The sequence below is a fragment of the Candidatus Hydrogenedens sp. genome (assembly GCA_035361075.1).
In the GTDB taxonomy this organism is placed as follows: Bacteria; Hydrogenedentota; Hydrogenedentia; order Hydrogenedentales; family Hydrogenedentaceae; genus Hydrogenedens.
In genome coordinates this window covers 1-23,947 of sequence record DAOSBX010000045.1, presented here as the reverse complement: position 1 = coordinate 23,947, position 23,947 = coordinate 1, and the positions used below count along the sequence as shown (strand labels likewise).

Annotated in this window: 21 protein-coding genes; 12 read left to right on the top strand and 9 right to left on the bottom strand. The window is 37.8% G+C overall.

Features of this window, described 5'->3' with window-relative positions:
* Window positions 1–208 precede the first annotated feature (208 nt).
* The 3 genes from PLJ10_11855 (at window position 209) to PLJ10_11845 (ending at window position 3,805) form a co-directional block, all read left to right on the top strand.
* On the top strand, window positions 209–364 hold the full coding sequence (locus tag PLJ10_11855) for a hypothetical protein (protein HOK10339.1): 156 nt from the start codon (window positions 209–211) through the stop codon (window positions 362–364).
* A 74-nt stretch (window positions 365–438) separates the two neighbouring features.
* Window positions 439–594 (top strand): hypothetical protein, encoded by a 156-nt coding sequence (locus PLJ10_11850; protein ID HOK10338.1) that lies wholly within the window; start codon window positions 439–441, stop codon window positions 592–594.
* 241 nt (window positions 595–835) lie between these two features.
* A complete protein-coding gene (locus tag PLJ10_11845; protein ID HOK10337.1) occupies window positions 836–3,805 on the top strand; it encodes a DUF4091 domain-containing protein in 2,970 nt (989 codons plus the stop codon).
* A gap of 28 nt (window positions 3,806–3,833) precedes the next feature.
* Here PLJ10_11845 and PLJ10_11840 read toward each other — a convergent pair whose 3' ends face one another.
* From PLJ10_11840 to ftsH, 8 genes are read right to left on the bottom strand one after another with little or no spacing between them, the layout of a single operon-like run.
* Entirely contained in the window at window positions 3,834–4,586 is a 753-nt protein-coding gene (locus PLJ10_11840) for a UDP-2,3-diacylglucosamine diphosphatase (protein ID HOK10336.1), read from the bottom strand.
* Window positions 4,583–5,248, bottom strand: a complete 666-nt coding sequence (gene lepB / locus PLJ10_11835; protein ID HOK10335.1) for a signal peptidase I — start codon at window positions 5,246–5,248, stop codon at window positions 4,583–4,585. Before lepB ends, PLJ10_11840 begins: the two co-directional genes overlap by 4 nt.
* A 22-nt stretch (window positions 5,249–5,270) precedes the next feature.
* Window positions 5,271–5,885 (bottom strand): PHP-associated domain-containing protein, encoded by a 615-nt coding sequence (locus tag PLJ10_11830; GenBank protein ID HOK10334.1) that lies wholly within the window; start codon window positions 5,883–5,885, stop codon window positions 5,271–5,273.
* A 20-nt stretch (window positions 5,886–5,905) separates the two neighbouring features.
* On the bottom strand, window positions 5,906–7,090 hold the full coding sequence (locus PLJ10_11825) for a glycosyltransferase (GenBank protein ID HOK10333.1): 1,185 nt from the start codon (window positions 7,088–7,090) through the stop codon (window positions 5,906–5,908).
* Between the two features lie 40 nt (window positions 7,091–7,130).
* A complete protein-coding gene (locus tag PLJ10_11820; GenBank protein ID HOK10332.1) occupies window positions 7,131–7,856 on the bottom strand; it encodes a pyridoxine 5'-phosphate synthase in 726 nt (241 codons plus the stop codon).
* A gap of 20 nt (window positions 7,857–7,876) precedes the next feature.
* Window positions 7,877–9,229, bottom strand: coding sequence for a phosphoglucosamine mutase (glmM, locus tag PLJ10_11815; GenBank protein HOK10331.1), 1,353 nt, complete (start codon window positions 9,227–9,229; stop codon window positions 7,877–7,879).
* Between the two features lie 18 nt (window positions 9,230–9,247).
* Window positions 9,248–10,051, bottom strand: coding sequence for a dihydropteroate synthase (gene folP / locus PLJ10_11810; protein ID HOK10330.1), 804 nt, complete (start codon window positions 10,049–10,051; stop codon window positions 9,248–9,250).
* 36 nt (window positions 10,052–10,087) lie between these two features.
* Window positions 10,088–12,046 carry an ATP-dependent zinc metalloprotease FtsH gene (gene ftsH, locus PLJ10_11805; GenBank protein HOK10329.1) on the bottom strand — a complete coding sequence of 653 codons (1,959 nt, stop codon included), beginning with the start codon at window positions 12,044–12,046 and terminating at the stop codon, window positions 10,088–10,090.
* Between the two features lie 401 nt (window positions 12,047–12,447).
* On the opposite strand from ftsH, the gene PLJ10_11800 reads away from it, so the two are divergent.
* The 6 genes from PLJ10_11800 to PLJ10_11775 all read left to right on the top strand — a co-directional run bounded on the left by PLJ10_11800 (window position 12,448) and on the right by PLJ10_11775 (window position 19,716).
* Entirely contained in the window at window positions 12,448–13,467 is a 1,020-nt protein-coding gene (locus tag PLJ10_11800; protein HOK10328.1) for a rod shape-determining protein, read from the top strand.
* 78 nt (window positions 13,468–13,545) lie between these two features.
* Complete coding sequence (mreC, locus tag PLJ10_11795) at window positions 13,546–14,481, top strand: rod shape-determining protein MreC (protein ID HOK10327.1); 936 nt, start codon at window positions 13,546–13,548, stop codon at window positions 14,479–14,481.
* 15 nt (window positions 14,482–14,496) lie between these two features.
* Window positions 14,497–15,012 carry a rod shape-determining protein MreD gene (gene mreD, locus PLJ10_11790; GenBank protein HOK10326.1) on the top strand — a complete coding sequence of 172 codons (516 nt, stop codon included), beginning with the start codon at window positions 14,497–14,499 and terminating at the stop codon, window positions 15,010–15,012.
* A complete protein-coding gene (mrdA, locus tag PLJ10_11785) occupies window positions 15,009–16,958 on the top strand; it encodes a penicillin-binding protein 2 (protein ID HOK10325.1) in 1,950 nt (649 codons plus the stop codon). The genes mreD and mrdA overlap by 4 nt, the downstream gene beginning before the upstream one ends.
* A complete protein-coding gene (gene rodA, locus PLJ10_11780; GenBank protein ID HOK10324.1) occupies window positions 16,955–18,178 on the top strand; it encodes a rod shape-determining protein RodA in 1,224 nt (407 codons plus the stop codon). Before mrdA ends, rodA begins: the two co-directional genes overlap by 4 nt.
* Before the next feature lie 5 nt (window positions 18,179–18,183).
* Entirely contained in the window at window positions 18,184–19,716 is a 1,533-nt protein-coding gene (locus tag PLJ10_11775) for an Rne/Rng family ribonuclease (GenBank protein HOK10323.1), read from the top strand.
* Between the two features lie 17 nt (window positions 19,717–19,733).
* On the opposite strand, the gene PLJ10_11770 is transcribed toward PLJ10_11775, so the two are convergent.
* On the bottom strand, window positions 19,734–20,720 hold the full coding sequence (locus PLJ10_11770; GenBank protein HOK10322.1) for a hypothetical protein: 987 nt from the start codon (window positions 20,718–20,720) through the stop codon (window positions 19,734–19,736).
* Window positions 20,721–21,120: 400 nt separating this feature from the next.
* On the opposite strand from PLJ10_11770, the gene PLJ10_11765 reads away from it, so the two are divergent.
* From PLJ10_11765 to PLJ10_11755, 3 genes are all read left to right on the top strand, one after another.
* Window positions 21,121–21,852 (top strand): carbon-nitrogen hydrolase family protein, encoded by a 732-nt coding sequence (locus tag PLJ10_11765; GenBank protein ID HOK10321.1) that lies wholly within the window; start codon window positions 21,121–21,123, stop codon window positions 21,850–21,852.
* A 17-nt stretch (window positions 21,853–21,869) separates the two neighbouring features.
* On the top strand, window positions 21,870–23,273 hold the full coding sequence (locus PLJ10_11760; GenBank protein HOK10320.1) for a sulfatase: 1,404 nt from the start codon (window positions 21,870–21,872) through the stop codon (window positions 23,271–23,273).
* A gap of 189 nt (window positions 23,274–23,462) precedes the next feature.
* On the top strand, window positions 23,463–23,947 hold a 485-nt coding region (locus PLJ10_11755), incomplete at its 3' end, for a glycosyltransferase family 39 protein (GenBank protein ID HOK10319.1).

Here is a 23,947-nt window from a genome sequence, read left to right as displayed (position 1 = left end):
TCCCTCTGTGAACTCTGTGGTTAAATAATTTTGTTTGATTTGCAATGATTTAAGTAATTAAATTAATTACACAGAAACACAGACAAGAGTGTCTTTGCTACTTAATACATGAGACTTTGAATAAGTTTTATTTTATGTTGGTATCTTAGAGATAAATTATAAAGGAAAAGGGGGTTAAAAAAGTGAAACAAAAAGAGAGGGGAGAGGTATGAAAATTAGGGAAGTAGTTGGACAATTACACAATTTAGTAAGACCATCCATGAATAAAAGGCAACGAGGTATGATGAAAGGAATGGAGCGGAGTTGGGGAATTTATTTTTACAGGCATGTTATGGGTTATCAGCCCCGCAGACAGAGGAAATAGATAGTAGATAGTCTATCTTTTCGAGAGTTTTTGGGAATTGGCTTTAATGGGGTAGTAACAAACGAGGCAATGCTATGTCGGTTGCGGAATCGTGCTATACCGAAGGTGCGGGGGGGAGGAGTGGAATTACCCTTTGCGATATTAAAGCATTGGATGGGATATGTGCGGTGTCGGTTTCGGGGGTTAGAAAAGAATGGGACGTATCATTTTTTGTTGGTGGCGGGGTATAATTTGAAGCGTGAGGTGGAGACGTATGCATAGGTAATAAAAAGAGAGAAAGAACAATAGAAAATAACAAAATAGTATGGGTGAAAATAGACTGAAACAGGGAGGAATAACCTTCTGAGTTCTTGTTTACTTTGATTTGTAAATCTGATTTCATCTATGAAAATGTGTATAATTTACATAAAATTTTTTACTCCTCTTATTCAGAGGTCTTAATTATAGTTTGTTGTGATTGGACAATTGGCTATGGGCATAACGTTGTTTAGAAATTGTTTGCTTAGATTGGTACTTATTTTTTTTCTTATACCTACGAGGTTAATAGGCGAACCTATTAAAGGCGAAACGGAAATAAGGACACAATACCTCTGGTTAAAAGTTGACCCTTCACAGCAAGGGGTCATTTCCCAGTTAGGGTTGATAAATCCGCCTGATAATATAGCGGGTCCTTTAGGGATGTTTCAGGAAGGATTTGGTGTTGGTAGTTTTTACGTGCCAAATCGTAAGATTAATGAACAATGGGACGTAACGAATCTTCCTGACGGTAAAAGAGTGATTAACTACACTTACAATTGTGAAGGACCGAATATACAAGGATTGTATGTAAAACGTACGATGGAACTTTTACCACATGAAGCAGGGGTTACGGTAAAACTTACTGTCAAAAATGAAGGCACAGAGAATCAATGGATAGCTCCGTGGGTAGCAAATTCGATAAACCCTGGTGGAAAGTGGAACGAAGGAGACCGTTTAGAGATACCTTCAACCGACGGTATTTTATCCATTGATTCAAGTCATCATTTGCTTGCATCACGGAACTGGTCAGCCTATACCGACCCTGAGTTGTTAGAAAATGTATGCTTGATTTTCCATGCGGATATGCTCCATTCTTACCTTGCAGTGTGGGAGCCAAAGGAAAACAAGCAAGGGGTTCAATCCTGGTTCTTACCTACTTTACTCAAACCCGGAGATGTCTGGTCGACAATGTATAAACTATCAATTGTTCGTGGACTTAGTCATGTAAGTTTTGCCTCTGATGAAATGGCAGGGCAAGTGGACTATTATGAGGATGGGAAATTGGTTTTGCTTCTTTCGCCGAATCGTGAGTTTAAGAATATGAGAATTCAATCGCGTGTTCTTGGTTCTGATGGTAAGGTATGGAAATTACCGACCAAAAAATTTGATTTTCAACCGAATATCCTCATACGTTGCACATATAACTGGGAAGCACCTTCTCCTGGGAGGTATGATTTTCTTGCCCAATTAGAACAAGAAGGGAAGCAATATTATCTTGGCAAAGAAACGGGGTCTCCCCACGGTGGTATAGATACACAGTTTGTTGTTGGAACTCCTGAACCCTCGTTAAATCCGCATGAAGAGTTGTTCCCGCCATGGACTGATGCTCCAAAAGCATTGGATAAAGGACCACGGAAATTAAAAAGGAATCTTTTATTCAAAGGTTCAAGGACAAAAATTTGGTTTGAAAATCCGCTATTCAAGATTTTCCCAGAAGACAATCCAGAACCCACAACAGAGGGTCAGAAAGTTTATAAGATTTACCTTGCAAGGAGAGAACGTGAATCTTTACAAATTGCAATTCGCAATAATGGTGAAGAAGCCTGTTCTGTCCAAGCAATCTTATCAGACATAAAAGATGAAAACACTGGTATTCCTATTCCACCCGACGCATTTTCTTTTTATGAGGTTAAATTCCACCCCGTAGTTGTTCCTTCCTATTATGAAGGACCTACAGGTTTCTGGCCTGATGCGTTGAAACCAACACAACGAATAAAGATAGCCCCGCAAAGCACGTCTGCCTTCTGGGTAACGGTATACGCCCCAGAAAGTTTGCCACCGGGGGAATATCAAGGCTACCTGGAATTGCACAGCAATACTTTTGACCCTATTGAAATCGCATTGAACATACATGTATTTGAATTTGTATTGCCTGAAACACCTACATTAAAAACAGACTTTGGTTTCTCGTGGGATTGTGCCATTCGCAATACTCAAACCCTTTTAGGTAAAAAGCCCGATGCCTCATTACTTGCTTCAATGTATCTGGAGAATGCTATTGAACATCGTGTGACTCTACGAGAACTTACTCAGCTACCCATGCCAAAGACGGAAAATTATGAACAGGAATTGAATAATATCCTTCCTAAAATTCAAAAACTAAAAAAGACAGGAATAACGAATTTTTCTTTACCTACACAATTGATAAATCAGCCTGAAAAAGTAACGATTTTGTATAACTTCCTGCAACGAAATAATTTGATAAAGTATACCTTCGTTCCATTGTGGGAATTTCCGAAAGAAGAGGATGTGGAAAAATTATTAAGTGTAGCCAATCAATGGAAAACACTTGCACCCGAGATTCCTTTAATGATTACGACACGTGGATTAAACCCTGTCCTACCAGAGAATATTGATATATGGACTATTCACAGTCCTGTGATGGATACGCCATATAACAGAACTATTTTAGAAAAAATTCAACGTGGTAAAGAGGTATGGTGGTGTGTAAACCATGCACCACCACGGCCGTATGCCAATTTCTTTTTGGACTTTGCAGGAATAGAACATCGCATCTTTTTCTGGCAAACCTGGATGTTGGGCATTAAAGGAGTACACTATTGGTGTGTTAATTATTCTAAGGAAAAAGATCCAGAAGCATGTCCTCTGGATGTGATTCCAACCAATGGAGACGGTTTTCTTATTTATCCTGGGATGGAAGAACCTATCAATTCTGTTCGTTGGGAAATTATTCGGGATGGTATTGAGGACTATGACTATCTAACCATTTTTAACCAGTTATTGGAGGAATTAAAAAAGAGCGGGAAATTCCCTGAACTTATTCAGAAGGTGGAGATTATTTACAACTTTAAGGATATTGTTCCTGATTTAGTTAATTTTACAAGGAATCCCGATTTACTTTTAACAAAACGGGTTGAGATAGGGGAATGTATTGACCAAATACTCAAGGCACGGCAACGAATTAAACAGACTTCAACTCAAACCCAGCAAGTAACACCACAACCAAAACAATCTACTGTCCCTAAACGGATTGAATCTACCCCTATTCCTTCACCACAACAAGAGCCAAAAATAAAGGGTGACACATCGCAAAAACCATCTCAGCAGGAACGCAAACCTGAAACTCTTCACCCAGCCCCCATCCAAAATCCTAAAAGCGTCGGTTTTAAGAAGAAACAGTAATATTTCTCGGGGGGTATAAAGCAGAAAATTAGTCTTTGTTTGGCTTATATCTACAAATAGAGAATTGTTTGCCATCCCATTTTACGAAGGTATTGTTTTCTATCCAATCCCCAGCATTAACATACCAACATGTCCGATTATCAATCGTTAATGTAGAACATTCTGGCTGGTGACAATGTCCAGAGATAACGGCGTCGTATTTTGTTTTATGAAGTATTTCTATTGCATATTTTTTGATAATCTCTGCCTCTCTCTGATGTCGGTTTATATCGGCTTTTTGTAATTCACGGCTCCCTTTACTCATTAATTTGGCTATGCCCATAGCACAGTCCGGATGAACCATACGAAATAAATAAATCATCAGCCGATTTCTGGCAAATCGTTTGAATATACGATAACCTATATCTTTCTTATTTAGACCATCGCCGTGAATAAGGATTGCTTTGCAATGGTCAAACTCAATGGTTGTTCCGGACTCTAAAACATGGAACCCAATCTGTTCGAGTGTTTTTCCAGCCCAAAAATCGTGATTGCCTCCAACGAAAAATAACTCAACACCCTGTCGATAAAGTTCATGGAAAGCACTTAACACGCCAAAATAACCGGAGAAAAGGACATGCTTATATTCAAACCAGAAATCGAAAATATCACCGAGGCATACAATTCGCCTTGGTGGGTTATCACACAGTCCCCTTAAAAATATCTCAAACTCTTTACGTCGGGGCAGGTTTTCTTCCCCGACCTTTAAGTGAATATCAGATAAAATCAAGTCGAATATCACAGCCAGCCTATCTTACTCAATGGCCAAAAACGGAATATTGCTTTTCCTACAATTTGGTCTTCTGTTACAGGACCGAAAAACCGACTATCTTTGCTAATTTTTCGGTTGTCACCTAAAACATAATATTCACCTGGATGTAAAAACACTAAATCCTCTTCATCCGACATACTCAACTTTGGGTCCAGGTAGTTTTCTTCCAACATATGGTTATTAACATATACTTTATTTTTAAAATACTCCACTTTCTTTTGAGGAATTTCCTTTTGTGCATTTTCAGAAGCATTCGCGATATTACTGAAACGTTGAGAAGGAACCATAGCAATAACCCGTTTAACATAACGGCGGTCGTTTTCGTCTTTACCTTCAAAGACAACTATATCTCCCTCATGAATTTTCCATTGCTCGGGAAGTAGAGGGAAGTTCTTCAGAACACACGGAAGTTTGAACACTAAAATACGGTCACCTTCGTCAAGTGTGTTCATCATGGATGGTCCCCAGACTTCATAACCCTCCACCACGAATGAGTGTATAAACCAAACACAGAAAACAAATAATACCAGAATTTTTATAAAAGAAAATATTTCGCTCCAGACCGAAACCTCATTCGTGTCTTTTGCTTCGTTGGTAATATTATTTTTTTCTTCGTTTACGTCTTCCATCATTTTATTTTTTCACTATGTAAAATTAATAAGACCCCATTTTAAATCGTTCCTTTTTTAGTGCTATTAAAAAATCTAACTGATTTTGGGTATCTAATTCAACCTCTATCCAGTACTTTCCTACCTGCCAGGATTGATGAGCATCACTGGCACATATCTGCATCCGCTTTAATCTTTGAGACCAAGTTTTTGCACGTTCTTGTTCTTCTACATTCATATTAATACTCATTACCTCCATGGCAGGTATAGGTAATATCTCTAATTGTTCATCAAAATGATGATAACGTCGTGTTGGGTGTGCAGCTATACAAAATCCATTATTTAAATCCACTTCTGCAATGACTTCCTCTATCGAAATATAGGCTTTCCATCGAGATATGATTTCATTGGGCAACCCTAAAACAATCAGGTCTCCAGCATCGGTTGTTATTTCAGCTCCTGCAAATACAATTAAGCCGTTCACATCAACATTTTTTTTCAATTGCTGAATTTCCTTGTCTGTCCATTGATAGTGATGTTCTGTAATGACAATACCATCTAAACCTGCAGAAACAGCACTTTCGAGTAAATCTTCAGGCTCAATCAAACTGCAAGGAGAATATGCACATGTATGGGTATGTATATCGAATTTTAAACGCATGAAATAGTTCCTGAATAGTTTTATAAAAATTCGGAATGCTTTCCAGCTACAAGTTTATCTATAGATTCGATAAGGATTTTTTCTTCCTTTTGCCAATTATACCGCATTTCAATAGCCTTTCTCCCGTTTCTACCCAATCTTTGAGCCTCTTCTGGGTGTTTAATAAGGTAAATAATGGCGTCTGCAATTGCTTTTGGATTGGTCACATCCACACATAGACCACATTCACTTTCTTTAACTATTTTCGATACTTCAATAGCAAAGTCAGGAACAATTACAGGGATTTCTTCTCGCATATAATCAAACAATTTGTGAGGCATGGCGAGGGTATGATTTAAGAACCCAGGTTGAAACAGGATAAGTCCTATTTTAGAAACTCTAATATATTCTGGCACTTTTTCAAATGGAACCACACCAAGCATATGGATATGGTCAGCCAATTTTTTATCTAAGATTGCCTGTTTATATTCTTCCTCACTGCCATAAACATATTCACCTAATACGATGCAACATAAATCAGGAATTTCTTTTACTGCTATTTCCATAGCATCTAATAGTTGATAAGAACCACGTATAGTTCCAAAAACTCCCTGATGGATAATGGTCGGAACATGAGCATATTTGTCAATCAATTCCTGAGGGATATTAGAACATACGTCTTGCAGATGATTTGTATTTATAATGGTAATTCTGGGAGTGGAAACGCCTGACCACATTGGCTCAAAACTTTCGCGAGTCAAAATAATCATATCGGTAAACTGTGCAAAGATTCGCATTACCTTTAACGTGAGGTATTCTATGATGGGCTGTAAGAATCGAGGGAAGAACTGTGCCATCTTGTTAGGGTTATGCTCATGCATATCGAATATGACTTTACCGCCCTTACGAAGTTTGATTAGAAGGGCAGAGACCCAGGATTCTGGTTCTGGTGCAATATAAATATCAGAGGAAACCTGTTTGCCTAACTTAAACAGTGTGTATATTGATTTAATCCGACTCAGCCAACCTTTTTTATATGGATATATAATAAAATGAACTCCAATGTTACTGGTCGGGGCTGTGTCTTCCTTCCAAGGGCATATCGAATATACGTCGTAACCATTGTTGATAAAACTTTGTGCCAGCTTATAATACATCCGTTTATCAAACGGTTCATGGAGCACGTTTAAAAGAGTTATCTTTGCGGTTACTTTTTTTTGTGACATTTTGCAATTACCTAATAGGCGATTAATATTTCAGCTTATTTTACTTTGAACTTACTTTTTCAAGAATAGCCAAAATTTCTTTAACAGCGGAGTCTAAGCCTATAAAAATAGAGCGGGCTATAATGTCATGTCCAATATTGACTTCTTTTAGATGTGGTATTCTTGCCACTGGCTCAAGATTCCGCACGGTCAAGCCGTGTCCAGCATGCAAAGCCAACCCTAATTGATTGGCAATTTTTCCTGCCTCATATAATCGTTTTAATTCTTTTTCAACTTGATTCCCTGTGGCGTTTGCATAGGCACCTGTATGAAGTTCTACACTATCCGCTCCAATTTCAGCACTTGCAGAAATTTGTTCAGATTCAGGGTCGACAAACATGCTGACTTTAATCCCTCTCTCATGCATACCGTCTACCACTTTTTTCAATGTTTCCTTTTGTCCTTTAACATCCAACCCTCCCTCCGTAGTAATTTCCTGTCGATTTTCAGGGACAAGACAAACGGTATGCGGGACTATTTGGTGGGCGATTGCAATTATTTCAGGCACTGTAGCCATTTCCAAATTAAGCCGAACTAAAAGGACTTCTTTAAGTGCTCGCACATCATGGTCTTGAATATGTCTACGGTCTTGACGAAGGTGAACAGTAATCTGATGAGCACCTGCAATCTCACATATCTTTCCAGCGGTAATAACATCAGGTACTTTTCCTTTTCTTGCTTCCCGCAAAGTAGCAACATGGTCAATATTTACACCCAGTTCTATCATAGAAAAACCTCCAGTGTTAATTACGTTTTCAGCAATAATGATATTTGTTCTACCAATTTTTTGCAATAGAATTCTGCTTTGCGGAGTTCGGTGTGTTGAACCATAATACGGACTACGGGTTCTGTTCCTGAGTATCGTATTACAACTTTTCCATCACCATTTAATTCTTTTTCTGCGGTATTTGCTATGTTATTTAACTCTTCCTCCGTTAGTTTTGCTTTCCCCTCGTAGGTTACTTTCCCGTGCTGTTCCGGCAACGGCTGGTAAATTTTTCCTAATTCAGATAGCGGTTGATCTAAACGTATCATAATCGCCAGCAATTGCAAAGCGGCTATCATTGCGTCGCCTGTAACATTATAATCTGTTAGGAGGATATGACCTGAAGGTTCGCCACCTAAGTTTGACCCCTCTTTTTTTAATGTATCTGAGACGGTTCGGTCTCCTACTCCTGTTCGAACCACCTTACCCCCAAAAGATCGAAGGGCTAACTCTAACCCCACATTTGACATAACCGTTGTTACCAATGTGTTATTGCCAAGAATGCCTCTTTTTAAGTAATCAACTCCAAGAATTGCGAGGATAGCATTTCCATCCAGTAATCTTCCTTGGGCATCAGCCATTACCAATCGGTCTCCATCCCCGTCAAAAGCAATACCTACATCTGCTTTTTCACGGATTACCTGTGCCCGCATCTCTTCTGGGTAAACAGAACCACAACAGTCATTGATATTTACACCATTTGGCTCATCAGCAATAGGTATTACGGTTGCTCCTAATTCCGATAGTGTATCCGGTCCGACTCTATACATTGCACCATTTGCACAATCGACAACAATCCGCAAACCATCCAATCGCATGCCTTTAGGAAACGTTGCTTTGACAAATTCGATATACCTTCCAACAGCATCGTCAATCCGTTTTGCGGTACCAACGTGTTCTCCGGTTGGACGGAGCTGGTCAACTTCACCTGTTTGAATTAATCGTTCAATTTCATCTTCAATTTCATCCGGAATTTTGTACCCGTCTGGACCAAATATTTTTATTCCATTGTCGTAGTAAGGGTTATGCGACGCACTAATCATAATAGCCCCATCGCATCGCAAACTACGCATAATATACGAGACGCCGGGTGTCGGTAGTGGACCTGTTAACAAGACACGGACACCTACAGAACACAGTCCAGCTGTCAGTGCATTTTCAAGCATATAACACGAACGTCGTGTGTCTTTACCGATCAGGATTGTATGTTGTCGTTTTTCCCGTTGAAAAATAGTTCCTGCGGCTCTGCCTATTTTCAGAGCCATTTCCGCAGTCATTGGGTGAATATTTGCAACACCACGAACGCCGTCTGTTCCAAAAAGTCGTTTGTTCATATTCACATTTACCTTCCTCTATTCTATTCCGTACATTATAGCCTCAGTCATACGAATAACTCGAACCATTTCCTTAACTTGGTGAACTCTAACGGCATGTACACCTTTAAATACTGCCCATGCAATTGTTGCCGATGTCCCTTCTATACGTTGGTCAACAGGCAAATCTAATACAGTACCAATGGTCGATTTGTTAGAAGTTCCAATAAGAATAGGTCTGCCAAATGTTTTAAATTCTTCAATCCGTCTCAATATAGTTAAATTTTGTTCCACATTTTTACCGAAACCGAAACCGGGGTCAAGCCATATCTTCTCTTCTTCAACTCCGTGATTAACTGCAAACGTTAATCGCTCTTCGAAGAAAGCACAAATATCTGAAATCACATCGTTATATCGAGGTTCCAACTGCATTGTTTTAGGGGTTCCTTGCATATGCATTAAAATATAATTACATTTGGCTTCGGCAACCACCTCCACAAGTTCTGGGTCAAACCGAAATGCTGATATATCATTAACCATTGAAACGCCAAATGTCAAGGCTTTCCTTGCTGTATCTGCTCTGTATGTATCTACTGAACGGGGAATTGGCAATTGTTCAAGAGCTTGCAAAACAGGTAGAATTCTCCGTTGTTCTTCTTCTGCACTGATTGATTCGGAAAAAGGACGGGAGGACTCACCACCAATATCTATCCAATCGCAACCTTCACTCACCATCTGTAACGCACGCGAATATGCCTTATCAAAATTAAAATAAAGTCCACCGTCATAAAACGAGTCTGGGGTAATATTCAAAATTCCTATCACTTGCGTTCGCTTTAACATTTTTCCCTATCCCAAAAATATAAACGAATACATTAGTCATGCCAAATCAGGCAGTGGTGGTTGGTTTGGAGGCAATGTTTTTACTATTTCCTCTGTAGATTCTTGTGGTTGCTTAATCTCTTCTTCCGTAAACTTTTTTTGTTTATCCTTTTTCCAGCGTTCGGGAAGGATATGTTCACCTCCAATAGAGCTAATAATCTCGTCTATCTCATCAGATTCAAGCGTCTCTTTGTCATAAAGTGCTTTTGCCAAAGCATCTAAAATATCTTTATGTTTTTCTAAAAGTGCCTTTGTGTCTCTATAAGCATCTTCAAGAATTGTATGTACCTCACGGTCGACAGCAGCGGCTGTTTCCTCACTAAATTCACGCATCCGCACAAAGTCTCGTCCTAAAAAGACCTCTTCATTCTTGCCAAAAGCGATAGGACCTAATGAACTCATTCCCCATTCACAAACCATTGAATGTGCTAATCGTGTTGCCTGTTGTAAGTCATTGGCACAACCACTGGTAAACTCATTAAACACAATTTCTTCTGCAGCACGACCACCCATTGTAACGCGAATTGTTGCCAAGCACCATTTTTTGGTTAAGTTATGACGGTCCTCTTCTGGCAGGAAACTTGTAACTCCGAGAGAGGGTCCCCGTGGGATAATTGTTGCTTTATGGATAGGGTCTGCATCGGGAGAAAGTCGCCCAACCAGAACATGTCCTGCCTCATGATATGCGGTTTGTAATTTTTCTTTTGCACTTAACACAAGACTTTTTCTTGCAGGACCCATTAAAACACGGTCTTTGGCATCTTCGAAATCAATCATACTTACTTTATCTTTATTCCTTCGGGCAGCAAGCAAGGCAGCTTCATTTACCATATTTGCGAGGTCAGCACCAGAGAAGCCAGGGGTACTCCGAGCCAATACATCAAGGTCAACGTCATCATCCATAGGAACTTTTTGATTTCGTATATGAACTTCCAATATCTGTTTTCTACCACGTACGTCAGGATTGGCTACTACAATCTGTCGGTCAAATCTGCCAGGGCGGAGCAACGCACGGTCGAGAACATCAGGCCGATTGGTTGCAGCCATGAGAATAACCCCTTCATTACTATTAAAACCATCCATTTCAACCAATAACTGGTTTAATGTCTGTTCACGCTCATCATGTCCTCCGCCTAAACCTGCACCACGTTGTCTGCCAACCGCATCAATTTCATCAATAAAGATAATGCATGGAGCATTTTTATAACCCTGCTGGAACAAATCGCGAACGCGACTGGCACCAACTCCTACGAACATCTCTACGAAATCGGAACCGCTTATACTGAAGAAAGGAACATTAGCCTCCCCTGCCACTGCACGTGCTAATAATGTTTTCCCAGAACCTGGAGGTCCTACCAATAAAACGCCACGGGGAATTCTTCCACCTAACCTTGAAAATTTCTTTGGGTCCTTCAAGTATTCTACAATCTCCTGTAATTCCTCTTTTGCCTCGTCAACCCCTGCTACATCGTTAAAAGTAACTACTTTATCACTTTGATTTACAAGCCGTGCACGGCTTTTCCCAAATGATAATGCTTTGTTACTACCCCCTTGAACCTGACGAAACATTAAAAACCAGAACAAACCCATAATTATCAATAAGGGCAAAACATTAACCAATAATCCCTGCCATAATGGATTTTCGGTTTCGTATTTATACACTACCCCTTGCTCATCTAACTGATTTTTCCATTCTTCCTTAAATGTGTCTGTGTTAAATTGTATTTTCTTTTGACCCTCTACTTCATTTTTCAATTCAGCATAAACCTGTTTAAGGTTATTCCCTATTTCACGGATTGTTACTGATTTAATATTTCCTTGTGCTAATTGCTGAACAAAATCGGGCTCAAGAAGTTCCTTCTTCGGTCCTTTCACTTTCGAAAAGTTTGAAAGAACCAGAACCATAATAATAAGAAACACAATCCATAACGATATTTGCTTTAGGAAACTGTTCATTATAGAATAAAAGCCTTTTTAATCCTTATAATCTTATTAACTTTCTATCAGAACTTAAAAATGACAGAAAAAATACTCCATCCTTTTCTTCCTTTATATAATATAATAACAAAAATTGCCCTATAAAACAATTCCTTAAATAGATTTTTTTAATGCACTCAGATATTTATGTGATTTTTAATAAAAATTATGTAATGTCATAGAATCATTCAAGTAAAATAAGAACAATTATAACGGATAAGGTAAACCAAGCAAAGGATATTTGGTTACAGTTCAAATATTTATGAATTTCAAAAAAGAATCCATGTTTGATATAATTAGTTTTTTAATACAAAGGGACAATGGAATATTTTGTTTTAACATAACCCATTCACATTAAGGAGACTAAACGCGTGTTACAGATGGTTCGACAAATACCGTGGCTTTTCTCCCACGATATGGCTATAGATTTAGGGACAGCCAATACCCTTGTTTATGTGAAAGGACAAGGGATTGTTTTGAGTGAGCCATCAGTGGTGGCTATCAACAAAGACACAGGACGAGTTCGTGCTGTCGGGAATGAAGCAAAAAATATGATAGGGCGAACTCCAGGTAATATCGTAGCAATACGACCCATGAAAGACGGGGTTATTGCAGATTTCGAGACAACACAACAAATGCTTCGGTATTTTATTCAAAAAGTACACAATCGTAAAAGGCTAATCTGGCCAAGAGTTGCTGTCGGTGTCCCTTCTGGCATAACAGCGGTAGAACGCCGTGCTGTTACAGAAAGTGCTATGCAGGCAGGTGCCAAGAAAGTATATATTATTGAAGAGCCGATGGCAGCTGCCATCGGGGCTGGTTTGCCCGTCCATGAACCTCAGGGAAGCATGATTGTAGATATTGGAGGCGGAACAACGGAAGTGGCTGTTATATCCTTAGGTGGAATTGTGTTTTCAAAATCAGTTCGTGTTGCGGGAGACGAAATGGATCAAGCGATTATTAATCACATGAAACGTTCGTACAACATGATGATAGGTGAACGCACAGCGGAAGAGATAAAAATAGCTATCGGTTCTGCTTTCCCATTAAAACAGGAACTTGAATTGCAAGTAAAAGGAAGAGACCAGGTATTAGGATTGCCACGAATTATTACCATTACTTCTGAAGAAATTCGTGAGTCGCTTAGAGAACCTGTTAGCCAAATTGTAGAAGCGGTTCGTTTTACATTGGAACGAACTCCACCTGAATTGTCGGCTGATATTGTCGACCGCGGTGTTGTCCTTGCTGGTGGTGGAGCATTACTCCGTGGATTAGACCAGTTACTTGCCAAAGAAACGGGACTTCATGTCTCTATTGCAGAAGACCCATTATCAGCGGTTGTACTCGGCGGAGGAAAGTTCCTTGAAGAGTTAAAGAACTTTCCTGAAGAGAAACTTTAATTTGCACTTAATCATAAAAAGGATGAGGGTAAAAAGGACTTCATTGGGCTTAATTTATTTTGGGAATAATAAATAAACATGAACACATCGGACATATCACATCCTTACCGTTCTACGATTATTTTCCTTGTGATATGCCTTATATGTATCTTATCTCTTCTCACAGAAACATCCACAGAACCTTTAAAAAGAATATTCAAACAAGGTTTTTATTTAATAACTTATCCCATCGTAAACACTAAGATGTATGTTTCTAACTTTTTCGATTATGTTGTAGAAGCTGTTTTTGAACCTGATTATCTCAGGACAGAAAACAAAACCTTAAAAGAAGAACTTATGCGTTTACGGTTAGCCCTACTCGATAGGACAGAAAAAAATTGTCAGCTCCAACAAAAACTTAAAATCTCTGCTCTACCAAAAGAATGGAAAAACTTGACATTGGTTCACGCTAATATCTTAGAAATATACCAAGGTGCCCTCCGAATAAATCGTGGGACAAATGATGGTATCCGTGCATATCAAGGAGTCATAGTTCCTGAAGGGGTTGTCGGATTAATTATAGATACATCTCCTTTTTCCTCTGTTGTTGCTACCTTACATCATCGTGAATGTCGAATAGGTGCCATGGTTCAAAGAAATCGACTACGTGCTTATGATGGCGTTATTTATCCATCGGGAGATTTTCGCAAGATATGCACCATGAATTACATTGATATTTATGACCAAATACGGGTTGGAGATATAATAGTTACAAGCCCTGAAAGCATCTTTCCTCCAGGGTTGCCTATAGGAACTATTCAATCTATTCATGAGTCAGGAACACTTTGGAAGAGTGCTGATATTTTACCAATTGTAGACCCATATAGGTTGGATGATGTTTATATAATTATAGATAATATTGAGCCACTTGACATTACAGAGATTGATAATATGCACGTGAGCAGTCAATTAAATACGGACATAAAGATACCAGAGAATACAGATACAACTATTCAAGAATTGTTGGCACCCTAATGCTTGGAGTTAAAAATGTACATTGACTATATAATTTGGTTTATAATTGTTCTGACCATGTCCGTTATACAAACAGGATGGCCTGAGGTATTGCAAATTCAAGGAGTTGTTCCTGATTTGGGTTTAATCATGGTTATTTTCTTTGCTTTGTTCTATGGAGAAGAACGAGCAATGTTCACAGGGATATTGGCAGGTATATATCAGGACATCGCAAGTAACACTTCACTCGGGCATCATATACTTTGCCTTGTAATTACAGGATTTATATTTGGAAAATTATCCAGCAGGCTACTAAGTGAGCATCCAGCAATTAAGTCCGGATTGGTATTTATGGGGGCTTTGCTCCACGGATTGTTATTTAATGTCATAACTTATTTACAAGACCCATATACAAACTTCTTTTATGTCCTTTTTGTCAATACCGTACCATCTGCATTTTATAGTGCCCTGATGACACCTATTATATTCTGGTTATTACATCACGTATTTCGTTTATCGGAAATAAAAACATTCAAGGTTATAAATAAATGAGTGATATCTCATTAACATATAGAAGTAACGATGTCCGATTATGGCTTGTAGTGATTGCCATTATATTTAGCATGGCGATTTTAATATTCCGTCTTTGGACCATTCAGGTTCGTGATGCGGAATTATACCGCGAAAAGGCAGAGAATAACCGTATCTGGCCTCAGAGATTAAAAGCAGATAGGGGTAAAATTCTGGCTCAGGATGGAACTATATTGGCAGATAATCGTCCCTCCACAGATGTGGTCTTTGTCCCAGGAGATTGCCCAGTAAACCAGCAAAAAGATGTAGCGAAGACATTGGAGAGCATTATTAATGTTCCTGCTTCGTGGATATTAGAGCAAATTGATAATTTCAAATCAGAGCCTTTTACTCAGATTGTAATAAAGAAGGATATTGCTCGTTCTGATTGGATACGAATTGAAGAAAATAGTTTTAGATTACCAGGGGTATACTTAACATTACAGCCACAAAGAAGATATCCGATGGGCTCCGTTGCTGGACAAATTATGGGGTATCTAAATGAAATTAATAAAGATGAATTAGATATCTTAGAGGGTGAATATTTCCCTGGCGATGTTATAGGAAGAAGTGGTTTGGAACGGTATTATGAACGTTGGCTCCATGGAAAAGATGGGTATATGACTGTAACAAAATATGCGTCAGGTAGACCACAACTAAGAACAGACCGATACGGAAATTTAGTTTTAGCTCGGAAAGATAGTCGTGGACACTTATTATATGAGGAAACAGAATTGCGTCAGAAATCTATTTCAGGGAAAGACCTTGTCTTGACTCTCGATATTGAACTACAAAAGTTTTGTGAACAAATTCTTGCAAATCAACAGGGCTCTATTGTGGTTCTTAATGCCGATACAGGTGCGGTCTTAGCAATAGCGAGTAGTCCAGGATATGACCCAAATGTGTTTGTAACAAAAGGAAAGGACGCAGAACGAATTGAATTGTTAGAATCTAAAGACCCCAACCGAATGACTAATAGAGCCATTAGCGAACAATATCCACCTGGCTCTGTATTCAAAGTCTTCCTTGCTGCTACTGCACTCGAAAAAGGAGTAATTACTCCAACCACAACTTTTTTTTGTCCAGGCTCTTTTAGAATTGGTGGCACTGGTAGGGAATGGAAATGTTGGAATAAATATGGTCATGGCTCCGTGAATGTGGTAGAAGCATTGGCTTATTCCTGCGATGTGTTCTTTTATAACGTTGGATTAAAATTAGGTGTAGATACAATTTCCGAATATGCCCATAAGATAGGTCTCGGAGTTCAAACAGGCATTGATTTGCCAAATGAAGTAACTGGGTTAATCCCCAGCCGTGAATGGAAAGCTAAAGTAAATGCTCATAAACCGATATGGGAACAGAAATGGTACCCTGGCGATACAGTAAATTTAAGTATTGGACAGGGAAGTTGTGCTACAACACCATTACAAAATGCAGTCCTTATGGCTACCATTATTAATGGAGGACATCGCGTTTACCCACATTTAAATAAAGATTTTCAAATTCCTGATGCACAAGAACAAATTTTTTCAAAAAAAGCATTGGAATCTGTTATTGAAGGTATGAAATTATGTGTTGAACCTTCGGGGACACACAGGGCTGGTACAGGGAAATCTGCAAAAGTAGAAGGAATTACTGTTATCGGGAAAACTGGTAGTGCACAAATTATGTCTTTAGAGCATCATAAAAAATATAAAAGTGAAGAAGAAATACCATGGGAAATGAGAGACCATGCATGGTTTATTGCTGGCGTATTGAATAAAGAACCTAAAATAGCTTTGTGTGTGTTGATTGAACATGGGCATCATGGTGCTTCTGCAGCTGCTCCTGTGGCAAAACAGGTTATCGAATTTTTCTATACAAGAGATGCTAAAAAGCAGGAACCACAACTTATAGCAAGAGAAGAAACGGGAGACCAGCAAAATTGAGTACCTTAGAAAAATATTTAACCCCAACACAACAAATAGATTTTGACATTGAGGACAGTAGTATTCGAATCATTGATTGGCGTAGACTGAAAAAGTTTGATGTCATATCATTTCTACTCATATTTGCGTTGGTTGTTATTGGCTGGATAAATATGTATAGTGCATGTCAAAGTGAGGACTATACAAACTTTAGAAACCATGTGATGATATTTTTTATAACCATTCCTATCCTGCTTTTCATTTTAATTTTTGATTTCCACATCATTATAGCCTTATCGCCCATTTTATATATTCTTTCCATTTTGCTCCTTTTATCTGTGCTATTCTTTGGTGTGCAAGCAAAAGGGAGCGAACGATGGATACCTATTGGCTCATTTAGGTTCCAACCTTCTGAAATTAATAAGATTATTATCGTGCTAACACTTACATGGTACTTCGGAAAACTTGGAGAACGTATTAAAAAACTGCACTGGTATATCTTAACTTTTATAATTTCAGGCATCCCCATCTTTCTCATTCTTCTACAACCTAATTTAGGAACTGCCATGTCTCTTGTCCCTATCACTATGATAATGCTGTGGGTGGCTGGTTGTCGGCTGTGGCATTGGCTCGCTACGGTTATCGCAGGGTTAGTAGTAATACTCTTCTTATTTTTAGAAGTTAATAGCCTTACAATCGAACAAATACAAGCAGGTGAACATCCTAAATATCTACCTTTGAAACCACACCAACTTACCCGAATTTATACCTTCTTTCATCCAGAGGCAGATATTAGAGGTAGTGGCTGGCAAACCTATCAAAGTAGAATTACCATTGGTAGTGGTGGTATCTACGGAAAAGGCTTTCGACAAGGAACCCAAACCCGACTAAAATATCTTCCTGAACATCACACTGACTTCATTTTTTCTCTATTTGCGGAAGAGCATGGCTTCTATAAATCTTCATTACTTATTATCCTTTATGGCTTACTTCTACTCCGTTTTGTGCAATTAGCATTTTATGCAAATGAGTTAAAAGGGAAATTACTTGTTACTGGAGTTGCTACTATATTTCTATTTCACATATTTGTTAACATCGCAATCACAATGGGGGTACTGCCTGTTACAGGGTTACCACTCCCATTTTTAAGTTACGGTCGTTCCTTTTATTTAACTTGTATTGTCGGGGTTGGATTAATATATAGTGTTCCCAGAGAAAAATCATTTCTATTTGCGGGATAATTGCTATGAAAGAATTAGTTATCAATGTAGAGCCTTTAGAAACACGCATCGCCCTCTTAGAGAACCAGAAATTAGTGGAACTTATGATAGAACGAGCAGAAGCTCCGTCACTGGTCGGTAATATTTATAAAGGCAGGGTTGATTCTATCATTCCTGGGATGCAAGCAGCATTTATAGATATTGGTATTGGGAAGAACGGTTTCTTATATGTATCGGATATTCTGGTAGATTTTGAGGATATTATTGTTGATGAGGGAATGGTTCCACGCCCCCTACACCGTAAAACAGAAAAGGGTCCTCCCAGAATACAAGATATAATTCATACAAACCAACAAATAATGGTGCAAGTCGTAAAAGACCAGATAGGGAACAAAGGAGCAAGACTTACAACGTTTATTACTATCCCTGGGAGATATATTATCCTATTCCCAACTATCCAATCCAGCGGTATATCACGAAAAATAGAATCTGAGAAAGAAAGAGAACGATTACGGAAAATTATTCCACAAATAAAACCACCTGGGATGGGTATTGTCCTCAGAACTGCTGCTGAAAATAGGTCTCGTGAAGACTTAGAAAATGACGTTGGATATTTACTAAGAGTTTGGAGGGAAGTCCAGGAAAAGTTCCACAGACAAAAAGGACCTGGCATCCTCCGTGAAGACCTGAATCCTATTTTACGTGTTGTCCGAGACCGATTTACGAAAGATGTGCATCGATTAACAATAGATAATCAACCGCAATATGAAAAAATTATAAATTTCCTCGATATCCTCGAACCACAACTTAAGAAAAGGGTTCGGTTATATAAACTTAAAACACCTCTTTTCGAAAAGATGAATATTGAAAAGGAAATTGAGAAAATCCTTCAAAGAAACGTTCAACTTAAGTCAGGTGGATATATCACTATCGATTTGACAGAGGCGTTAGTAGCAATTGACGTCAATACGGGGAGTTTTACAGGGAAAAAAGAATTAGAAGAAACTATCTTACAAACCAACTTGGAAGCGGCAGAAGAAATAGCCCGTCAAGTCCGTTTACGTGACTTAAATGGTATTATTGTCATTGATTTCATTGATATGCTCTACGAGCAAAACCGCAAAAAATTATTAAATCATTTTACAGAACTGCTAAAAAGAGATAGGGCAAAAATCACAATATCTGAAATCAGTGAGTTGGGAATGATTGAGATGACCCGCCAAAGGTTGAAACAGAATGTTATAAAAATATTAACACAGCCGTGTCCATATTGCTATGGAAGAGGACATATAAAATCAGTAACAACGATGTTATTAGATATCCTTCGGCGACTTAAAAGTTTATTTGTAGTGAATAAAGAAAAGAAAGTTATCTTACAGACGCACCCCCATATTGCTAAACGACTTCGTGAAGAAAACATGTCTATCTTGGAAAGTATACAAAAAGAATTTAACCGTGACGTTATTATTGAATCTGTTTCTGACTTTCATATAGGGGATTATCGTATTCTAAGTGCACGAACACGACTTATTCTTGATAATCAAATCCACCACGACTAATTAGGAAGTAATAACCCCTAAACTTTGATGTTATACCAGTAATGAATCATAGAGAATATTTGTTTTCTCGATGATACAACAATATCAAGAGCGCAATTTGATACTAATTTCAAGTCTTCAATCGCCAAGAGATTATATGGATTTGATATTGCTACACGAAGTGTATTTCCACGTATTTGCAAAGGCATACATTCATGTTGACGTGCTAAACGTTCTGGAATAATACTCAATGCCATGTGGTGGACAATCTCGTTCCTCAAATCCTCTATATACGGATAACCACTCTGTTTTGCTAATACTTTAGAAATTGTATCCTCATCCACATACCCAAGCCTCACTAAAATAGAACCTAAATGTTCTCTCTTATGACTCCCTTGCCTCTGGTAAACAAGTGCTTTATGTAACTGCTCCCGTGATATTATTCCCTCTCTAACCAATAAATCACCAATTTTTACTTTTTCCTCTGTTTCTTCTATCTCCTCCTCTTTCATTACACTCACAAATTCACTTTTAATCTCTGATTTGGGAGATGCAGGGCCCATCCCTTGAACCATTTGTAATTCTTTTAAAAGCTCCTCTTCCTGTGTTTTTGATTTAATAATCGTAGAAATATCAGAAGAAACGGATATTGTATCTTCTGGTATCCGTTCTAATAATGCCAGCGTTGTATTGAATGCATTCTCAAAGGCAACAATTGCTGTATAACAATGAGCTAAAGCAGAACGAATTTCTCGAATTTGCCCCTGTGCTTTTTTAGATAGATTTTTACGCTCCTCGAGGGAGTTCGCTTTATCCAGAAGGTTCTTAACCCGCTGAAAATATGCATTCAAACTCTTACGATTCTTCAAAGAATGCCGAAACCGTGGAAGTCTTTCCGTTATTCTTTCTATTATTGTAGAAAAACGGGCAAAAATTTCACGGTGATATTTATCCCAATCAGCAATTTCTAACTCAATTATTTCTATTGGGTCCTTATTTTCACTATCATATTGAATATTTGCCACTTTCATTTCCTGCCCAATGTCTTTCTATCAATTATCAATGATATTAACTTTTTATCTCCATTAACATCATTAGTATTAACTAAACCTTCGATACAACGATCCTATTTCAACTCTATTAAATATTATACACTATTTTATAAAAAAAGAGAACATTTTTAAAATCTCAGACTCATAACTCTATATATTAACTTTTTTATAACAAGGAAGTCAAATTTTTCATTTATTATTTTTATTATTTTAAAAATAAAACTGAGATTAATAATAATAACTTAGTATAAAATTAACCTTTATTTTAAAACTCAAAATGAAACGATATGGATGACCTAACTCAAATTTAAAATAGCAATCTTTTTTTGACATAATATCGTTAAGTTAAGAAAAATAAGAGAAGGAAAGTTTTATGGCAGTATTACGTATTCGAGGTGTCCAGATGATAGTCGGGAATTCAAAAAAAGATAATCTTCCCAAAATATTAGATTACATCCAAAAAGGAGATTGTGACATTATCGTATTTCCTGAAATGAGTCTTACAGGTTATAACAACAATTTTAGTGATGTTAGAACACCCGAAGCATGGAAACAAATAGCGTCTGCTTGTAAAAAATCATATATTACTGCCATTATTGGCACTGGTGTAAGAATGAATGAACAAACTTATATTCAAGCACGGATTTACACTGATGAAGGGAAATTATTAGGGACACAGGAGAAATTAGTCCCTACGGAAGAAGACCGTCGTTGGTGTCGCCCTGGAGAAGAACTAAGAATTTTTAAGTACAAAGGAATTACCTTTGGTTGTTTGCTTGGCAATGATTTCTGGGTCGCACCTGGATTCGGTCCATATCATGACCCGAGATTATCTTACCAGTTAGGCAAACGAGGAGCACAGATAATTTTTCATCTTGCAAATACTGGTATAGACCAGACTTACCTTCCATACTATGATATTAACCTCCGATTACGAGCCCGTGAAAGCAAATGCTATATTGTAACTGTAAATGCGGGTTCTCAATTCGGCGTAATTAATTCTGCTTCTGGAATTATGTCTCCTAAAGGGGAATGGCTGGTTCAATGCCCATTACAAGGAGAACATTCATTTGTTTACGACCTCGAAATAGAAACTGAAAGTTAATCTAAGTATATAACAAAATGAATAAAACCCAAAAAATTCTTATTATTGGTTTACTTTTCTTAGCCTTTGTTTTCATCTTTGCAGGCTACTATATCCAGAAAAAAATATTAGCACCTCCTAATGTTGTCTTTATTCTTATTGACACAGTAAGGGCTGATTGTATCAATCCTGAACTAAATCCTAACCCTATTACACCATTTCTATCAAACCTTACAAAGAAATCTATATATATACCTAATGCTATTACTCCTTGTAGTTGGACAAAACCGACCCTTGCTACTTTTTTAACAGGCTTACCCCCAGAAAAACACGGTGTCCGCTACAGCGTTATGAAAGAGGACCCGAATGCTCCTACGAGCGATATTCTTAGTGATGCAATTTTAACTCTGCCTGAATATCTTGCACAACATGGGTATGAAACTTATGCGGTGCAAACAAACGCCAATCTGGCACCGTTACTTGGATTTGCACAAGGATTTAAAAAATCACATTTTTATTTTGATAATGGAGGAATTGCCTCAACTGTAACCACAAAATCATTGGAATTTATGAGAAATCCAAGACAGCCTTTTTTTCTATATGCCCACTACATGGATCCTCACATGCCATATACTCCCCCAGACTCTTTCCTTCAGTACTTCAAGACAACAGCAAATATAACGGATGAAGAAAAAAGTCGATTAGAACCAGACCCATTTTTTGAGTATGCAACAAATTTAATATATTATCTTATTGGTAAGCGAGAAGAGCCCCCACCGTTTGAGTTGTCTACTTCAGCACAAAATGAAATTAAACGGAGATACCACGCAGAAATAAGATTTACTGATGCAGAGATAGAAAAATTAGTTCAATTCATCAGCCATAAATTTCCAAACACAATTTTTTTCATTATCTCAGACCATGGCGAAGAATTCTGGGAGCATAAAGGTGTGGGTCATGGTACCACGGTTTATGAAGAACAAATAAGAGTTCCTGTAATCATCTACGGTAAAGGTATACTTCCAAAAAGAGTGGATAAAAATATCTCAACTGCAGGATTAGCGAAAACTATTGTATCCCTGATAGGACTTCCTATTCCTCCTCAATTTGAAGGATATGACCTGATAAAACAAAATGATGATGTTATTTCAAAAATTGTGACTTGGGGACCATGGTCTGATATGGATCTGAATCTGGAAGCCGTTGTTGATTATCCATGGAAACTTATACTTGACAAGAACAAGAATACTGTTAAACTGTTTAATATTAGCAATGACCCTAATGAAAATTTGGACATATCAGCCGATTACCCCAATACTGTACAGAAACTGATGTCATATATCTCAAATGAGGAACAGGAAAAATATTATAACACTGGAAACACAACTTCCCTACCGCCTGATATGATACAAAAGTTAAAAGCCTTAGGCTACCTGGACTAATAAACTATTGAGTACCAAAACAAATACGTAATAAAAACATCTTAATTTCAAATCAAAAATCTCTATGGAATAAAATATCTTCTCTTCGTCTTCTTTTAGTAAAATAAAGACAAAACTTTCTACGTTTTATATACATATTCTTTCATAACTATTAAAAACTATCGGATAGTTATCCTAAAGGGAATTAACATGTCTAACATTTCAATAAATGACCATAATTATATACCTAAAAACATTTTATATATTGCCCTCTTCCTTGCATTTGTAAGCGTAAGTATGTTTCAGGGAAGTCGTGGTCTTTATGAAACTACAGAAGGAAGATATGCTTTATGTGCCCGTGAAACCTATCAGAATGGAAACCCTTTAGAACCCATACTTCATGGAAAACATCATTGGTCTAAACCACCACTTACGTATATGGCTATAGCATCAGGATTGGCAATTTTTGGTGAAAATAGCACATGGGGAGCACGATTTTATCTTATCCCCGCTTTCTTTTTTACAGTCCTCTTTGTTTACCTCTTTGTAAAAAATCTTTGGGATGAAACAATTGGGCAAATTACTGCTCTTATCTATGCAGTCTCACCATTTCTTATTGCAGGAGCTAATTCAATTTCAACCGATACACTTCTTGTATTATGGCATGCCTTAACATTTTTTGCTTTCTGGAAAGC

What these genes read in the sequence shown, in the direction of transcription:
- PLJ10_11855 (HOK10339.1), top strand. Translation starts at nt 209, where the DNA reads ATGAAAATTAGGGAAGTAGTTGGACAATTACACAATTTAGTAAGACCA.
- PLJ10_11850 (HOK10338.1), top strand. Translation starts at nt 439, where the DNA reads ATGTCGGTTGCGGAATCGTGCTATACCGAAGGTGCGGGGGGGAGGAGT.
- PLJ10_11845 (HOK10337.1), top strand. Translation starts at nt 836, where the DNA reads ATGGGCATAACGTTGTTTAGAAATTGTTTGCTTAGATTGGTACTTATT.
- lepB (HOK10335.1), bottom strand. Translation starts at nt 5,248, where the DNA reads ATGATGGAAGACGTAAACGAAGAAAAAAATAATATTACCAACGAAGCA.
- PLJ10_11830 (HOK10334.1), bottom strand. Translation starts at nt 5,885, where the DNA reads ATGCGTTTAAAATTCGATATACATACCCATACATGTGCATATTCTCCT.
- PLJ10_11825 (HOK10333.1), bottom strand. Translation starts at nt 7,090, where the DNA reads ATGTCACAAAAAAAAGTAACCGCAAAGATAACTCTTTTAAACGTGCTC.
- PLJ10_11820 (HOK10332.1), bottom strand. Translation starts at nt 7,856, where the DNA reads ATGATAGAACTGGGTGTAAATATTGACCATGTTGCTACTTTGCGGGAA.
- glmM (HOK10331.1), bottom strand. Translation starts at nt 9,229, where the DNA reads ATGAACAAACGACTTTTTGGAACAGACGGCGTTCGTGGTGTTGCAAAT.
- folP (HOK10330.1), bottom strand. Translation starts at nt 10,051, where the DNA reads ATGTTAAAGCGAACGCAAGTGATAGGAATTTTGAATATTACCCCAGAC.
- ftsH (HOK10329.1), bottom strand. Translation starts at nt 12,046, where the DNA reads ATGAACAGTTTCCTAAAGCAAATATCGTTATGGATTGTGTTTCTTATT.
- PLJ10_11800 (HOK10328.1), top strand. Translation starts at nt 12,448, where the DNA reads ATGGTTCGACAAATACCGTGGCTTTTCTCCCACGATATGGCTATAGAT.
- mreC (HOK10327.1), top strand. Translation starts at nt 13,546, where the DNA reads ATGAACACATCGGACATATCACATCCTTACCGTTCTACGATTATTTTC.
- mreD (HOK10326.1), top strand. Translation starts at nt 14,497, where the DNA reads ATGTACATTGACTATATAATTTGGTTTATAATTGTTCTGACCATGTCC.
- mrdA (HOK10325.1), top strand. Translation starts at nt 15,009, where the DNA reads ATGAGTGATATCTCATTAACATATAGAAGTAACGATGTCCGATTATGG.
- PLJ10_11775 (HOK10323.1), top strand. Translation starts at nt 18,184, where the DNA reads ATGAAAGAATTAGTTATCAATGTAGAGCCTTTAGAAACACGCATCGCC.
- PLJ10_11765 (HOK10321.1), top strand. Translation starts at nt 21,121, where the DNA reads ATGGCAGTATTACGTATTCGAGGTGTCCAGATGATAGTCGGGAATTCA.
- PLJ10_11760 (HOK10320.1), top strand. Translation starts at nt 21,870, where the DNA reads ATGAATAAAACCCAAAAAATTCTTATTATTGGTTTACTTTTCTTAGCC.